The sequence below is a fragment of the Candidatus Pantoea soli genome (assembly GCF_007833795.1).
Taxonomy (GTDB): domain Bacteria; phylum Pseudomonadota; class Gammaproteobacteria; order Enterobacterales; family Enterobacteriaceae; genus Pantoea; species Pantoea soli.
Genome location: NZ_CP032702.1, coordinates 1,671,215 through 1,685,806 on the forward strand (window position 1 = coordinate 1,671,215; position 14,592 = coordinate 1,685,806).

Consider the following 14,592-nt stretch of genomic DNA (forward strand, 5'->3'; position numbering starts at 1 on the left):
TTTCCGACTACTCAGGGGCAGTTTTCCATCCTATGATGTGCGGCGAGGAAGATAACCCTGGGAGCCGTCATGAAGACACGAGGAATGTTGCTGTTATGCCTGTTACTGGCCGGGTGCGACCAGCCCAATGACAATCAGTTACGGCTTGATGCCAGCCGGCAGCTCCAGCGGACCATTGATACCAGCGCGCTGCGCGCCAGCTGTGAGAGCATCGCCCGCGGTCGTGAATGGCTGACGCAGCGCACGCTGCATCAGTTACAGCAGCAGGGCTGTCAGAATGTTCTGCGCAGCGCCACCGAGACCAATTTTACCCATACCGAAACCTACCACCACAACATCACTGTGGTGTGCGGCGGTATTCAGGGAAAAAGCTTTACCAGCACCCTGCTGACGCGCCGCTTTATCTACTCGTCTGATGAAAAAGCGCTGGTGATTGAACCGATGACCGATCAGGACAAAACCCGTTTTGAAGGGCAAAAAAGCCTGCAGCAACTGCAGGATGAGTTCAATCACCAGTATGCACAATATTGTCAGTGATCAGGCCGGTAGTGCCTGCTGCAGCTGCGCCAGCGAACAGCGCAGCCGCCACAGGATGCCTGCCAGCGTGTTGACCTCCGGCGCCGGCGACGGCTGCAGTTGCGCAATCATTGTTTCCAGCTCATCCAGCGCCGTCTGCAGCTCACTGTGCCGCACGCCGCGCAGGCTCATGATTTTTTGCAGGCTCTGCAGGCTGCGATCGCGCATTTGCGCCAGCGCGGACGCCTGCGGCTGCCAGTCGCGCAACTGCCAGACAATGTGCGAACAGTTAAGCAGCACCACGCCCCAGCGCAGCAGCCAGACCCGCGCCTGCTCATCGCGGCTGTGACTTAACTGACTGACAGCGTGATAAATCTGCGATTCAAAGCGGCTTTCACTCAGACGCGGCTGTGAACGCAGCTGGTCCAGAAACGCATAACGCAGGGCGCGAATATGCCGGCGGCTGCGGCGCGCATCGGAACTCGGTTTCAGCACCTGAAAAGCCAGCCACGCCAGCAGCACGCCGCACACTTTTGCCAGGTTATCGTTGAGAAAGCTGGCGAAATCCCAGTCGGGTGGATTAGTAACAGCGATAAACGAGCCCATGAATACCACAAACTGACCCCACAGTGCGGCGCGCTGTTTCTGCTGCAGCTTAAACAGCTGCAGCGTCAGCAGCAGCGGAAACAGCAGCAGCAAAAACTGCCACAGTGCGCTGATCTGCACCATCAGGCCATACTGCAGCACAAAGCTGAACAGCGACAGCCACAGCAGCGTTTTCAGTAACAGCGAGACGCTGCTGCCGGGAGAGGGCGCGGAGGAGTAAAGCACACAGGCAATCGCCGTCAGCGTCAGCGCGGCGGCACCGGCGTCCCACTGGGTGCCAATCCAGAAGGCGCAGCCCAGCATAATCACGCAGAAGGTGCGCAGGGCGCTCCAGCCAGCTTCGGCGCTGTCGCTGGTCCGCGCCAGCGCCGGCACAGCGGGCGGCTGAAAGCGGGTATCGGCGTCGGCGCGTTCAATCAGGCGGATCCAGCGGGCCACGTTCAGCCACACCCAGCAGAAATAGCGCAGTCGCTGCACAAAGGCGCGCTGGCGAAAATCACCGTCGGCGGCAGGGGTAATATCGCGCAGGATCTGCGCCAGACGGTATTTGTCGCACTGCGGCTGATTCAGCTCTGCCAGCAGCTGCTGCATAGCCTGAAACAGCGCAGGCGGCGCATCGGGCCAGTTAAGCAGCATCCGGCGCAGGCTGGAGAGCACACTGGTCAGGCGCAGCTGCTGATGCAGCACATAGTTCAGCACATTGTTTTGCCGCCGGAAGCGGTAGTGGCTCCAGAAGGCCTGAATTCGCAGCAGATTTGCGGTGAGAATCTGGCTGATCACCGATTCATGGGCACTGCGGATGTTATCGGCGTTCTCCGGCTGCAGCAGCAGCGCCGCATGCTCCAGCAGGCGCATGTGCATCTGGCGCAGGGAGCGCATCAGCGTGCTGCCATCGGAGGTGCTCGGCAGCACCATCATCATCAGCCCGGCGCATAAAATGCCGGCAATCACTTCACACACCCGCGCCTGAGTAATGGTCCATAGCGCGGTCACGTCGGTGATGTTCACGCTGCTGAATGCAATAATGGCGGCGGTATAACCGGCCAGCGAAAAGGCATACGCCACATTGTTCTGATAGTGGTTTGCCACCCAGGTACAGAGCGCCAGCCAGCCCGCCATAAAAAAGGCGAACAGCCAGGGTTCATTCAGCGTATGTCCGGTAATCAGCAGCGCGGCGCTGGCACCCAGCAGGCTGCCGGCAATACGCCCCAGGCTTTTGCCGATCGCGCCGCCCACGGTCGGAAAACTTACCACCGCCGCGGATGTCATTGCCCAGTAGGGTTGATCAAGCTGCAGCACATAGGCCAGGGTCAGGGCCAGGCACATGGCAACGGCATTGCGCAGGGCGTAACGCCATTCACCGCCGGTTGCTTTGATCCACGGCAGGTTATGCCAGGCCAGCCACTGCAGATTCATCATTGACCTCAGTGCGCCACAGAAATCGTGCAGGTTGTGCCGGCGATCAGCGGCACATCATCCGGCACGTGATTCAGCCGAATGCGCACCGGCACGCGCTGCGCCAGCCGCACCCAGGGCACGTTGGGTTTGATATCCGGCACCAGCGCGCTGTCGCTGGCTACGCTTTGATCGTAAATGGCGCGGCCGATGCTTTCCACCGTGCCCTGTAAGCGCGTGCCGTTGCTGTAAAGCACCACCCCGGCGGCGGCGCCAGGCTGAATGTGCCGCAGTTTGGTCTCTTCAAAGTAGCCCATTACGTAATAGGAGTGGCTGTCGACCAGCGCAAACAGCGGTGAACCGGCGGTGGCGTAATTGCCCGGACGCAGCGTCAGGTTACTGATCCAGCCGTCGGTGGGGGCGATCAGTGTGGTCTGCTGCAGGTTCCAGCGCGCCTGATCCAGCATCGCCTGCGCGGCTTTGGCGGTTGCAGCAGCGGCGCTGGCGCTGAGGCGCGCGGCGTCGAGATCTTCAGCCGAAATCACATTGCGCGGCAGGCTGGCACGGCGTGCCGCTTCATGCTGGGTTTTGGCAAGATCGGACTGCGCCTTTGCCAGCTGGGCTTCCGCATTATCCTGCGCGATTTGCCACGGCACCGGGTCGAGCTTTAACAGCACCTCGCCTTTGTGCACAAACTGGTTATCCCGTACGGCCACGCTGATGATGCGGCCGGAGATATCCGGCGTGATATCGACCAGCTCAGCACGCACTTTTCCGTCGCGCGTCCAGGGCGACTGCATGTAGTAATTCCACATCCACCAGCCCGCCAGCAGCGCAGCGGCAAATACCACCAGCGTCGAAAAATATTTTACCGGGTTAAATTTCATGGTGCGTTATCCGAGAGTCAGTAACCAGAGCGCGCCGCTGACGCACAGAATAAACAGCGATACATCCAGCAGGGTCGGATGCCAGATATCGCCGGAGTACATCCAGCCGCGCAGCAGGGGATGGATGATTAGCCAGGCAAAAAAGCCCAGCAGCACCGCTTTAAACAGCGGCGGGAAAAACAGGGAAGCGCCGAACACCAGGTCGGTAAGCGGGGCGGTAGCGATAAACGCGGTCAGGGACACAAATGCTCATCCTTCATTAACCCAGGCCGTTTCTTCACGAAGCGTAGATGATAACGCGCCGTCTGGCCCGGGATTTGTAATTTGTCCTGTAAACTCGCAGAATAGTGTAAAATCCGGCTTGATAGCTAGCAAGCTAATTATAAGGAGAGGAAATGGATACGCCGCTTGGAACCGATCTGTCCCGTCTGGTGCGCATCTGGCGCGCCCTGATCGATCAGCGTCTGAAGCCGCTTGAGCTGACACAAACCCACTGGGTGACGTTACACAATATTCATCAACTCCCGCCTGAGCAGTCACAGATTCAGCTGGCAAAAGCCATTGGTATCGAACAGCCTTCGCTGGTGCGCACGCTGGACCAGCTGGAAGAAAAAGGGCTGATCACCCGTGCCACCTGCGCGAATGACCGCCGGGCCAAACGCATCCGCCTTACCCGTGAAGCCGAGCCGATCATTGAGCAGGTAGAAAACGTGATTGACGCCACGCGCGATGACATTCTTTCCGGCATCAGTCTTGAGGAGATCAACCAGATGGTGACGCTGATTGCGCGGCTTGAGAAAAACATTCTTGAACTGCAGAATCGCGAGAAATAAAAAAACCGACGCACTGGCGTCGGTTTTTTTTATCTGTGGCCTCAGCGCGGCGAGACGGTGACCTGGCTGCCGTTGGAGGCCAGCACCACGCGCTGTCCCACAGCGTAGCGGCTGGCAGACTGTTTCTGCACCACCATGATGGTGTTGCCGTCGTCTTTGCGGATCTCCAGCTCTACCCCGTCTGATTTGTTCATCGCACCCTGTACGCCCTGACCGGCTACGCCGCCCAGCACCGCGCCGCCGGCGGTAGCCAGACTGCGACCTGCGCCGCCGCCAATGGTGTTACCGAGGAAACCACCGAGTACCGCACCGCCAATGGCACCGATCACATTGCTGTCGTCGCCGCCCTGAATTTTCACCGGGCGCACTGACACCAGCGTGCCGTAAGAGACATTTTGTACTTGTTTGGCTTCGCTGGCGCTGTAGACATCGCCGGAAAGGGTGTCGTTATTCACGCAACCTGCCAGCGTGACGCCGGCCAGGGCCACGGCTAAGAAACGCTTAATCATCAGAAAGCTCCTTAATGCAAAAAATCGCCATGTTCTCATCCTGTACTGCAGAGAGTATAAGACAGAAAGCGGGTAAATGACGCTGTGTCCGAACAATATGCGGCTGGGGCGAAGCATAGACCACCCCTCATCAACAATAATTCAATTGCGCAGTGAAAATATTTTTGTCGCGGGATGCGCGACGCAGCATCGCTGAAAAGCAGAAATTTATCATAGAATTAGCCCGGTTAATTTGCCAGGCTGTGCAGAGATGAACTGCAGGCCCGTTGCGGGTGAGGAAGCGTGATGAAATCAGGACGCTATATCGGTGTAATGTCCGGCACCAGCCTTGATGGCGTGGATGTGGTGCTGGCCGCCATTGATGAGACCATGGTGGCGCAGCAGGCCAGCTACTGCCATCCCATTCCAGCGGCGATCCGGCAGCAGGTGCTGGCTATCTGCCAGGGACAGTCGCTGACGCTGTCTCAGCTGGGGCAGCTGGATACGCAGCTGGGGCAACTTTTTGCCGAGGCGGTGCTAACGCTGATGCAGCAGCAGTCGCTGGAGGCTGCCGACATTATGGCCATCGGCTGCCACGGTCAGACAGTGTGGCACGAGCCGCAGAGCGCAGCGCCCAATACGCTGCAGATTGGCGATAACCACCAGATTGTCGCGGCAACCGGTGTCACCGTGGTGGGGGATTTCCGCCGCCGTGACATGGCGCTGGGCGGACAGGGTGCGCCGCTGGTGCCAGCGTTTCATCAGGCATTACTGATGGACAGCGTGGAGCGGCGGATGGTGCTGAATATTGGCGGCATCGCTAATCTCTCGCTGTTGATCCCTGGACAGCCGGTACGCGGCTTCGATACCGGACCCGGTAATATGCTGATCGATGCGTGGATCTGGCGGCACAAAGGCCAGGCCTATGATAAAGATGCGGCGTGGGCGCGCAGCGGCCAGGTGGTGCCGGCACTGCTGGAACATATGCTGCGCGATCCGTGGTTCGCGCTGCCGCCGCCCAAGAGCACCGGACGCGAATATTTCAACCTTGGCTGGGTGGAGCGTCAGCTGCAGCGCTTCCCGGCGCTGGCGGCGCAGGATGTGCAGGCCACGCTCAGCGAGCTAACGGCGATCACCATCGCCCATCAGGTCCAGCTCAATGACGGCTGCGATCGCCTGCTGGTGTGCGGTGGCGGCAGCCGCAATCCGCTGCTGATGGCACGGCTGGCAGCGCATCTGCCGGGCACCGAGGTTGGCACCACCGATGAGGCCGGCATCAGCGGCGATGACATGGAGGCACTGGCCTTTGCCTGGCTGGCATGCCGCACGCTCTCCGGCCTGCCCGGCAATTTACCGGCGGTCACCGGCGCGCGCGAGATGAGCGTGCTGGGGGCCATCTATCCGGCGAACAACCGCACGACACGTTAAGGAGCACGTATGAAAAAGTTAATGATGCTGACCGGCGCGGCTCTGCTGAGCGGCTGCGGCATGCTGCACTCCGCGCCCGAGGCGCCGCAAACCCTGCACTACCAGTGCGGCACTCTGCCGCTGACGGTCACGCAGGATAACGCCAGGCAGCAGGTAAGCTTTATTCTTGATGGCAAGCCGCTGACGCTGACGCAGACCGTTTCGGCGTCCGGCGCACGTTACAGCGACGGCACTTACGTCTTCTGGTCTAAAGGCAACAGCGCCTTTGTTGAACGTCATGACAAAATCGTCATTAATGACTGTGAACTGCACAATGCGGATGCGTCCGCCCGGTAACGAAGAGAACCCCCATGAGCGACAGTGATAGCCTGCAAAACATTGCCCACCTGCGTCGTGAATACACCCGCGGCGGGCTGCGTCGTAAAGATCTGCCTGACCATCCCTTAGCGCTGTTTGAGCAGTGGCTGCAGCAGGCGTGTGCCGCGCAGCTGCCGGATCCCACCGCCATGACCGTGGCCACCGTGGACAGCAGTGGGCAGCCCTATCAGCGTATTGTGCTGCTCAAGCACTACGACGAGCAGGGCATGGTGTTTTACACCAATCTCGGCAGCCGCAAGGCCCGCCAGCTGGAGGGCAATCCGCGTATTGCGCTGCACTTCCCGTGGCACTTTCTTGAGCGCCAGGTCATGGTGCTGGGCGAGGTAGAAAAGCTGTCGCCGGTAGAGGTGCTGAAGTATTTTCACAGCCGTCCGCGTGACAGCCAGATCGGCGCCTGGGTATCGAAGCAGTCCAGCCGGATTTCGGCGCGCGGCGTGCTGGAAGGCAAATTCCTTGAGCTGAAGCAGAAGTTTCAGCAGGGCGAAGTGCCACTGCCCAGCTTCTGGGGCGGTTTCCGCGTGCGTTTCCATACCATGGAGTTCTGGCAGGGGGGCGAGCACCGTCTGCATGACCGCTTCCTCTACCAGCGCGATGGCGATGGCTGGACGATTGACCGTTTAGCCCCGTAAAACTGCGTTTTCCCCTTTTCAGCGCTGGCGCAGTTGGCGTCAGCGCTTTATGCTATAGCCCTCATTTTTTTCGTATCCGCAAGTCAGCGGAAAGCTGTGTACCAGCCCGGGTGCAGTGTGATCAATTTGGAGTCAGTGATGACCAGCAGTAACCTGATACAACAATTGCAAGAGAGGGGCTTAGTCGCCCAGGTAACGGATGAAGAAGCGTTAGCAGAGCGACTGGCGCAAGGGCCAATTGCACTCTATTGCGGCTTTGATCCGACCGCAGACAGCTTGCATTTGGGCCATCTGGTGCCGCTGCTCTGCCTGAAGCGCTTTCAGGATGCCGGACACAAGCCGGTAGCGCTGGTGGGCGGTGCCACCGGTCTGATTGGCGATCCCAGCTTTAAAGCCGCCGAGCGCAAGCTCAACACCGCAGACACCGTGGGTGAGTGGGTCGAGAAGATCCGCAACCAGGTTGCGCCGTTCCTCAGCTTTGACTGCGGTGACAACAGTGCGATTGCCGCCAATAACTATGACTGGTTTGGCGGTATGAACGTGCTGACCTTCCTGCGCGATATCGGCAAGCACTTCTCGGTGAATCAGATGATCAACCGCGAAGCGGTGAAAATGCGTCTGAACCGGGAAGATCAGGGCATTTCCTACACCGAGTTCTCCTATAACCTGCTACAGGGCTATGACTTTGCCGAGCTGAACAAGCGTCATGACGTGGTGCTGCAGATTGGCGGCTCTGACCAGTGGGGCAACATCACCTCCGGTATCGATCTCACCCGCCGTCTGCATCAGCAGCAGGTGTGGGGGCTGACTGTCCCGCTGATCACCAAATCCGATGGCACCAAATTTGGCAAAACCGAAGGTGGCGCAGTGTGGCTGGACGCGAAGAAAACCAGCCCGTACAAATTCTACCAGTTCTGGATCAACACCGCGGACGCGGACGTTTATCGCTTCCTGAAGTTCTTCACCTTCATGAGCATCGACGAGATCAATGCGCTGGAAGAAGAGGACAAAAACAGCGGCAAAGCGCCGCGTGCCCAGTATGTGCTGGCCGAGCAGGTTACCCGTCTGGTGCATGGCGAAAGCGGCCTGATGGCGGCCAGACGTATCACCGAAAGCCTGTTCTCGGGTTCCCTGAGCGACATGACCGAAGCGGACTTTGAGCAGCTGGCGCAGGATGGTATGCCAACCATCACCCTCAGCGCGGATGACGACCTGCAGCAGGCGCTGGTTGCCGCGGAGCTGGTGCCGTCTCGCGGCCAGGCGCGCACCATGATTGGCTCCAATGCCGTCTCTGTTAATGGTGAAAAACAATCCGATGCCGAGTACCGCTTCAGCGACAGCGATAAACTGTTTGGCCGCTTTACGCTCCTGCGTCGTGGCAAAAAACACTACTGCCTGATTAACTGGCAGTAAGGTGCAAGGGCCGGCTAGCGGCCCTTTTTTCAGGGTAAGGCAGTGCAGGGCAACAATGAAAAATATCCTCGCAATACAGTCTCACGTTGTTTACGGTCATGCTGGCAACAGCGCCGCCGAGTTTCCGATGCGCCGCATGGGCGCAAACGTTTGGCCACTCAATACGGTCCAGTTCTCTAACCATACCCAGTACGGGCACTGGACCGGCACCGTGATGCCCGCCACTCATCTGACCGATATCGTCAGGGGCATTGCGGCAATCGACCGTCTGAAAACCTGTGATGCGGTGCTGAGCGGTTATCTGGGTTCCGCCGAGCAGGGTGAACAGATTCTGGACATCGTGCGTCAGGTGAAAGCGGCCAATCCCGACGCCTGGTACTTCTGCGACCCGGTGATGGGTCATCCGGAAAAAGGCTGCATCGTGGCACCGGGCGTGGCGGAGTTTCACTGCAGGCAGGCGATGCCGGCCAGCGATTTGATCGCCCCCAATCTGCTGGAGCTGGAGATGCTCAGCGGTCAGACGGTCGCCAATGTCGAACAGGCCGTGGTGGCCGCGCAGGCGCTGATCGCGCAGGGGCCGAAAGTGGTGCTGGTGAAACACCTTGCGCGCGCCGGGCGGCGCAGCGATCGCTTTGAGATGCTGCTGGTCACCGCCGACGCAAGCTGGCATATCAGCCGTCCGTTAGTGGATTTTGGCGTGCGGCAACCGGTGGGCGTGGGCGACCTGACCAGCGGCCTGCTGCTGGTGGATTTGCTGCACGGTAAAAGCCTGCAGGCAGCGCTGGAGCACGTCACAGCGGCAGTGTATGAAGTGATGCTGAAAACCCACGAGATGGGTGAATATGAGCTGCAGCTGGTGGCTGCACAGGATGCGATTGCGCAGCCTGTGCAGCACTTTGCCGCAGAAAAACTGTAATACCTGACGGGCGGCATGTCGCCGCCCGTCAATGCCGCGCCGTTACGCCAGGCCTTCAGCCTGCAGCGCTGCCTGTACTGCGGGCCGTTCTGCTACCCGGTTGAACCAGCTCTCCAGCGCCTCCAGTCCGTCAAGGTCCAGCCGGATCGCCTTCGCCCAGCGCGTCACCACAAACAGGTAGGCATCGGCCACCGTAAAGCGCAGCCCCATCAGCCACTGCTTGTCCTGCAGTGCCGCATCCACCAGACGATACTTCTTCTCCAGCTGCGCCCGCACGATGGTTTTGTACGCTTCCGGCGTATCCGGACGAAACAGCGGGGAAAAGGTTTTATGCAGTTCGCTGCTGATAAAACTCAGCCACTCCAGCGTGTGATAGCGCGTCAGGCTGCCGGTCGGGGCCAGCAGATTGCGGTCGGGTTTCAGGTCGGCCAGATACTGCACAATCGCCACGCCTTCGGTCAGCAGCGTGCCATCATCAAACTGCAGCGCAGGCACCTGGCCTTTTGGGTTGATCTGCCAGTAATCCTCACCCTGTTCGGTGACTTTTTTCTGCAAATCAACGTTCACCTGCGTGAAGTCGAGCCCGCACTCACGCGCAACAATATGGGGCGACAGCGAACAGGCACCGGGCTTGCAATAGAGTTTCATCATGGCTTCTCCTTAAGGGACGATACAATCATCACAGCAGCATAGAACTGCCAGCGTTTTTTACCCGTGACCGCGATCGGCAATCGTAGTCATACCGTGAGTGCGCAGGCCGACGTGCATCAGGACGGCGCGCGTCCGGATAATCGCTCAGCAGCGCGCGAACGGCGTCACTCAGGCCGTCTGGCGGGATCGCCTAAAAGCGGTAACGCTGTACGACAGGCGGTGTCAGGGTGCACCGGGCGGCGCTGAGACCTGCCTAAAGTACAAGGGAAAGCGGGGGATGGGAAGGAAGAAAAAAGCCGGGCGGGGCCCGGCTGTATGCTTACTGATTCGCGTTAGCGCGCGTCAGTTCAGGTTGCGCGTCATTCTGCGCCATGCGGTTCAGCAGCGGTGCGGTCACCAGCATCAGCAGGGCGATCGCGCCGGTGGCAATGCCAATCTGCTGGAACACCTGGCTGTAAACCGCCAGAGAGGCATGCGGATCGGTGACGTTTCCCGGTACCGCCATCAGATTAGCCACTTTACCGGCAATCATCGCTGCGCCTGCGGTGGTCAGGAACCAGGAACCCATAATAAAGCCCATCAGACGCTGTGGCACCAGCTGAGCCACCATCGCCAGACCCAGACCGGAGATCATCAGCTCACCGATACTCTGCAGCGCATAGCTCAGGATCAGCCAGTTCACCGAGACGATACCGGCTTCATTGGCAAATTTTGCGCCAAACGGCAAAACAAGGAACGCCGCTGAGCAGAGTATCATGCCGATAGCGAACTTGTGCGGCATCGGCAGCTTATCGCCCAGCTTATTGTAGACCGCCGCCAGAATCGGGCTGGCAACCATAATCCAGAACGGATTCAGCGCCTGGAACTGCTCCGGCTCGAAGTTAATCCCCAGAATCGCATGCTCAACGTTACGAATGGCAAAGAAGTTCAGTGAAGTCGGCATCTGCATGTAGAGCACGAAGAACACAATCGCTTCAAGCATCAGCAGGAAAGCCACAATCATCTTACGACGCGCAGCACCGTGCAGCGCGAACGCTTCTTTGGCAAAGATCAGCACGATACCGACGGCAACCACGCCCAGCGTCATGCGGGCAATGTTCTGATGATGCAGCAGCCAGGCGGCCAGCGCCACCAGCGCCACCACGCCCACCAGCGTCATCAGCAGTTTGCCGAGCTGCAGCGGAGCGAAATCGGGTTTTGAGCCGTAGTTTTTCACCAGGCGCTGGCAGAACAGGAAGTTCAGCAGGGTGATCACCAGGCCCACCACCGACAGCGAGAAGGCGGCGCCCCAGCCAAAGCGGGCCGCCAGCCATGGCGTCAGCATCATGGAGAACAGCGAACCGATGTTGATCGACATGTAGAACATGGTGAACGCCCCGTCGATGCGCGGGTCGTCTTTCTCATAGCAGGTGGAGAGCAGGGAAGACGGGTTGGCTTTGAACAGCCCGCTGCCGACTGCGATGGTGGCCATGCCGACATACACCATCATGGTGTTATGTCCGGAGAAGGCGATCATCGCATAGCCCAGCGCCAGCACCATCACGCCCAGCACGATGACGCGCTTGGTGCCCAGCACTTTATCCCCCAGCCAGCCGCCGATGGCGACCAGTCCGTAGACCAGCGCGCTGAACGAGGTGAACAGCGTAATGGAATCAGCTTCGGACATGCCCAGCTGTTTCACCAGGTAGACCGCCATGATGGCCTGCAGGCCATAGAAACCGAAACGTTCCCACAGCTCGATGGAGAAGATCAGATAAAACGCTTTCGGCTGCCGGAAGGCGTTGAGGCTTACCGCCTCGTCAGTGTGTTTGTTTGCAGTTGACACGTGTACCTCAGTTTTATATATCGCCTGTTTTACGACAGGAATTAAGTCTGCGTCGGGTCGGGTCATCCCGCGCAACATTGTTATTAGAAAGGAAAAACGCGGCCTAATTTGGCTGAATCAGACCCACAGGGCAAGCATTTTCTGCACGCTGAAATACAGGTTACTGGCAGGGTTAAAACCATGAAGCGAAGTTGTAAATCAGTGTTAAATACTGCAAGGCAGCAGTATATCAGAATAATACGGTTGACTGGAAACCTGAGCGATCATTTTCCTGAAATAAACCACCTGCTGCGTGATTTGCAGAACATAACGCTAATGATGATACATTATGCCGTAAATGACTCCGTGAATGGTCATATATTGAGCCCAATTGACTGATTGCTGAGCACAAAGCGCAGCCAGAAGTTTCCGGAAAGCTAAAAGATTGATCCTGCTCACAAATTCATAGATTAATTCAGCATGCAAAAAAACAAAGCGCCGCGGTACGGCGAATCTGCCGCTTTTTTCGTCGCATTGTCGGGCATAAATGCACTCAATCCTCTGAACGACGTGCTGAACCGCCGCACAGTGAGCACAGGAAGCGTAAAGAAGGCGATTACGGTGACGTGGCAGCAGGCTGCAGCCGGAAGGGCATAAAAAAGCCGCCCTCAGGGCGGCGTGGTGTCAGAGATCGGTTTTGGCGTCAAATTCGCACAGGTCTTCGATCAGGCAGGAGCCACAGCGCGGTTTGCGGGCCACGCAGGTGTAGCGGCCGTGCAGAATCAGCCAGTGATGACAATCGACTTTAAAGGCAGGCGGCACCACTTTCAGCAGCTTCTCTTCCACTTCTTCTACGTTTTTCCCGGGCGCAAAGCGCGTGCGGTTACTGACGCGGAAAATATGCGTGTCCACGGCAATCGTGGGCCAGCCAAAGGCGGTATTCAGCACCACATTGGCGGTTTTGCGCCCGACGCCGGGCAGCGCTTCCAGCGCTGCGCGATCTTCCGGCACCTCGCCGCCGTGTTTTTCCAGCAGGATACGGCAGGTTTTAATGATGTTTTCCGCTTTGCTGTTGAACAGACCAATGGTTCTGATGTGCTCTTTTACCCCCTCCACGCCCAGCGCCAGCAGGGCGGCGGGGGTGTTCGCCACCGGATAGAGCTTTGCCGTCGCCTTATTGACGCTGACATCGGTGGCCTGCGCCGAGAGCAGCACCGCAATCAGCAGCTCAAACGGCGAGGTAAAGTGCAGTTCAGTGGTGGGATGAGGGTTGTTATCCCGCAGCCGTGTCAGGATCTGCAAACGTTTCTCTTTATTCACACCGCCTTCCCGGTTTCGCCTTGCGGAGCCACTTCTGACGCGGCGGCGCGCTGCGCAGCACGCTGCTTCATTTTCTGATCAATCAGGTATTTGCCCGCCAGCAGCATGCCCAGGCCGATAAACGCGCCCGGCGGTAGCATGGCCAGCAGCATGGGTGAATCAAAGTGCACCACCTCAATGCGCAGCGCTTTCGCCCAGGGGCCCAGCAGCTGGTCAGCACCGTTAAACAGCGTGCCGCTGCCAATCAGTTCGCGCAGGGATCCCAGCGTCACCATCGCGCAGGTGGCGCCCATGCCGATGGCAAAGCCATCCAGCGCCGAGAGCGGAATGCTGCTTTTGGAGGCGACGGCTTCAGCGCGGCCTACCACGATACAGTTGGTCACGATCAGCGGAATGAAAATGCCCAGCGATTGATACAGGCCGTAGGCATACGCGTTGATCAGCATCTGCACGCAGCTCACCACCGAAGCGATGATCATCACGTAAATCGGAATGCGGATCTCCGCCGGCACCCAGCGGCGCGAAGCGGAAATCGCGCTGTTGGTAATGGTCAGTACCAGGGTGGTGGCCAGGCCAAGCCCCAGCGCATTGGTGGCGGTGGACGTCACCGCCAGCAGCGGGCACAGGCCCAGCAGCTGAACCAGCGCGGAGTTGTTTCTCCACAATCCGCCTGTCAGTAAGTTTTTCGCTTCACTCATGGTGCCTCTCCACAGTCGGGCAGCGAAGAGAGCTTCGCTGGCAGCGTTTCAATCAGGAGTGCCGTTCGTTTGGTGGCGTTCACCACCGCGCGGGGCGTAATGGTCGCGCCGGTGAACTGGTCAAATTCACCGCCATCTTTCTTCACCGCAAAATGCGTATCCCCGGCACCGTGGACCACTTTACCGTTAAAACTGTTGATCCAGTCGGAGATGCGCAGCTCAATTTTGTCACCCAGCCCCGGCGTTTCGTGATGCTCCACAACGCGCACGCCCAGCACCTTACCGTGAAAATCGGCGCCCACCAGCATCTGAATGGCGCCGGAATAGCCGTCCGGTGCGGTGGTTTCCAGCGCAGCGGCCACGGGCTGGTTGCCTTTACGCGCCACATACAGGGCGTGCGGCTTCGCATTGCCCAGGGCGGCAGCATCCGTGACCAGATAGCACTCCTGCTGGATATGATTATCGTACAGTTCAGGCGGAACGACCTGATCCAGCAGGTTTTTCTGCTGCAGCGCGGTCTGATGCGCAACGGTCGGTTTGGTCACAGCGTTAACAATCGCCGTCACGCCGGTGGTGATCACCGCGAACAGGCCCAGCGTAACCGCATTTTTACGAATGGCGTCAATCATC

16 protein-coding genes are annotated in these 14,592 nt (G+C 58.8%); 7 read left to right on the plus strand and 9 right to left on the minus strand.

The genetic code is table 11. The annotated features are described in order from the left end of the window. The first annotated feature begins 69 nt into the window (after window positions 1-69). Window positions 70-537, plus strand: a complete 468-nt coding sequence (locus D8B20_RS07815) for a hypothetical protein (RefSeq protein WP_145888337.1) — start codon at window positions 70-72, stop codon at window positions 535-537. Here D8B20_RS07815 and D8B20_RS07820 read toward each other — a convergent pair whose 3' ends face one another. From D8B20_RS07820 to D8B20_RS07830, 3 genes are read right to left on the minus strand one after another with little or no spacing between them, the layout of a single operon-like run. Continuing rightward, complete coding sequence (locus tag D8B20_RS07820) at window positions 538-2,538, minus strand: FUSC family protein (RefSeq protein ID WP_145890473.1); 2,001 nt, start codon at window positions 2,536-2,538, stop codon at window positions 538-540. It abuts the gene before it with no gap. An 8-nt stretch (window positions 2,539-2,546) separates the two neighbouring features. Then, the gene (locus D8B20_RS07825; protein WP_145888338.1) at window positions 2,547-3,404 is read right to left on the minus strand and encodes an efflux RND transporter periplasmic adaptor subunit; all 858 of its coding nucleotides are present in this window, start codon (window positions 3,402-3,404) and stop codon (window positions 2,547-2,549) included. Window positions 3,405-3,410: 6 nt separating this feature from the next. Next, complete coding sequence (locus tag D8B20_RS07830; protein WP_145888339.1) at window positions 3,411-3,647, minus strand: DUF1656 domain-containing protein; 237 nt, start codon at window positions 3,645-3,647, stop codon at window positions 3,411-3,413. Window positions 3,648-3,799: 152 nt separating this feature from the next. Between D8B20_RS07830 and slyA the strand changes: the two genes are divergently transcribed. Further along, entirely contained in the window at window positions 3,800-4,237 is a 438-nt protein-coding gene (gene slyA / locus D8B20_RS07835; RefSeq protein ID WP_145888340.1) for a transcriptional regulator SlyA, read from the plus strand. Window positions 4,238-4,278: 41 nt separating this feature from the next. Here slyA and slyB read toward each other — a convergent pair whose 3' ends face one another. Continuing rightward, the gene (gene slyB / locus D8B20_RS07840) at window positions 4,279-4,746 is read right to left on the minus strand and encodes an outer membrane lipoprotein SlyB (RefSeq protein ID WP_145888341.1); all 468 of its coding nucleotides are present in this window, start codon (window positions 4,744-4,746) and stop codon (window positions 4,279-4,281) included. A 285-nt stretch (window positions 4,747-5,031) separates the two neighbouring features. On the opposite strand from slyB, the gene anmK reads away from it, so the two are divergent. The 5 genes from anmK (at window position 5,032) to pdxY (ending at window position 9,489) form a co-directional block, all read left to right on the plus strand. Then, window positions 5,032-6,153 (plus strand): anhydro-N-acetylmuramic acid kinase, encoded by a 1,122-nt coding sequence (gene anmK / locus D8B20_RS07845; RefSeq protein ID WP_145888342.1) that lies wholly within the window; start codon window positions 5,032-5,034, stop codon window positions 6,151-6,153. A 9-nt stretch (window positions 6,154-6,162) separates the two neighbouring features. Further along, window positions 6,163-6,489 carry an MliC family protein gene (locus tag D8B20_RS07850; protein WP_145888343.1) on the plus strand — a complete coding sequence of 109 codons (327 nt, stop codon included), beginning with the start codon at window positions 6,163-6,165 and terminating at the stop codon, window positions 6,487-6,489. Between the two features lie 14 nt (window positions 6,490-6,503). Further along, window positions 6,504-7,160, plus strand: a complete 657-nt coding sequence (gene pdxH, locus D8B20_RS07855; RefSeq protein WP_145888344.1) for a pyridoxamine 5'-phosphate oxidase — start codon at window positions 6,504-6,506, stop codon at window positions 7,158-7,160. Between the two features lie 138 nt (window positions 7,161-7,298). Beyond that, window positions 7,299-8,573: a tyrosine--tRNA ligase gene (tyrS, locus tag D8B20_RS07860; protein WP_145888345.1), complete on the plus strand. Its 1,275-nt coding sequence runs from the start codon at window positions 7,299-7,301 to the stop codon at window positions 8,571-8,573. 55 nt (window positions 8,574-8,628) lie between these two features. Beyond that, entirely contained in the window at window positions 8,629-9,489 is an 861-nt protein-coding gene (gene pdxY, locus D8B20_RS07865; protein ID WP_145888346.1) for a pyridoxal kinase PdxY, read from the plus strand. A 42-nt stretch (window positions 9,490-9,531) separates the two neighbouring features. Here the strand turns inward: pdxY and gstA are convergent, their stop codons facing one another. The 5 genes from gstA to rsxG form a co-directional block, all read right to left on the minus strand. After that, complete coding sequence (gstA, locus tag D8B20_RS07870) at window positions 9,532-10,137, minus strand: glutathione transferase GstA (protein ID WP_186454433.1); 606 nt, start codon at window positions 10,135-10,137, stop codon at window positions 9,532-9,534. Window positions 10,138-10,459: 322 nt separating this feature from the next. Beyond that, complete coding sequence (dtpA, locus tag D8B20_RS07875; RefSeq protein ID WP_145888348.1) at window positions 10,460-11,965, minus strand: dipeptide/tripeptide permease DtpA; 1,506 nt, start codon at window positions 11,963-11,965, stop codon at window positions 10,460-10,462. A 663-nt stretch (window positions 11,966-12,628) separates the two neighbouring features. After that, the gene (gene nth, locus D8B20_RS07880) at window positions 12,629-13,264 is read right to left on the minus strand and encodes an endonuclease III (protein ID WP_145888349.1); all 636 of its coding nucleotides are present in this window, start codon (window positions 13,262-13,264) and stop codon (window positions 12,629-12,631) included. Further along, entirely contained in the window at window positions 13,261-13,962 is a 702-nt protein-coding gene (locus D8B20_RS07885; protein WP_145888350.1) for an electron transport complex subunit E, read from the minus strand. Before D8B20_RS07885 ends, nth begins: the two co-directional genes overlap by 4 nt. Continuing rightward, window positions 13,959-14,591, minus strand: a complete 633-nt coding sequence (gene rsxG, locus D8B20_RS07890; RefSeq protein WP_145888351.1) for an electron transport complex subunit RsxG — start codon at window positions 14,589-14,591, stop codon at window positions 13,959-13,961. The genes D8B20_RS07885 and rsxG overlap by 4 nt, the downstream gene beginning before the upstream one ends. Window position 14,592 lies beyond the last annotated feature (1 nt).

Bases quoted from the DNA above. Each gene is read 5' to 3' on its own strand.
- D8B20_RS07815 (WP_145888337.1), top strand. From the start codon at position 70: ATGAAGACACGAGGAATGTTGCTGTTATGCCTGTTACTGGCCGGGTGC.
- D8B20_RS07820 (WP_145890473.1), bottom strand. From the start codon at position 2,538: ATGAATCTGCAGTGGCTGGCCTGGCATAACCTGCCGTGGATCAAAGCA.
- D8B20_RS07825 (WP_145888338.1), bottom strand. From the start codon at position 3,404: ATGAAATTTAACCCGGTAAAATATTTTTCGACGCTGGTGGTATTTGCC.
- slyA (WP_145888340.1), top strand. From the start codon at position 3,800: ATGGATACGCCGCTTGGAACCGATCTGTCCCGTCTGGTGCGCATCTGG.
- slyB (WP_145888341.1), bottom strand. From the start codon at position 4,746: ATGATTAAGCGTTTCTTAGCCGTGGCCCTGGCCGGCGTCACGCTGGCA.
- anmK (WP_145888342.1), top strand. From the start codon at position 5,032: ATGAAATCAGGACGCTATATCGGTGTAATGTCCGGCACCAGCCTTGAT.
- D8B20_RS07850 (WP_145888343.1), top strand. From the start codon at position 6,163: ATGAAAAAGTTAATGATGCTGACCGGCGCGGCTCTGCTGAGCGGCTGC.
- pdxH (WP_145888344.1), top strand. From the start codon at position 6,504: ATGAGCGACAGTGATAGCCTGCAAAACATTGCCCACCTGCGTCGTGAA.
- tyrS (WP_145888345.1), top strand. From the start codon at position 7,299: ATGACCAGCAGTAACCTGATACAACAATTGCAAGAGAGGGGCTTAGTC.
- pdxY (WP_145888346.1), top strand. From the start codon at position 8,629: ATGAAAAATATCCTCGCAATACAGTCTCACGTTGTTTACGGTCATGCT.
- gstA (WP_186454433.1), bottom strand. From the start codon at position 10,137: ATGAAACTCTATTGCAAGCCCGGTGCCTGTTCGCTGTCGCCCCATATT.
- D8B20_RS07885 (WP_145888350.1), bottom strand. From the start codon at position 13,962: ATGAGTGAAGCGAAAAACTTACTGACAGGCGGATTGTGGAGAAACAAC.
- rsxG (WP_145888351.1), bottom strand. From the start codon at position 14,591: ATGATTGACGCCATTCGTAAAAATGCGGTTACGCTGGGCCTGTTCGCG.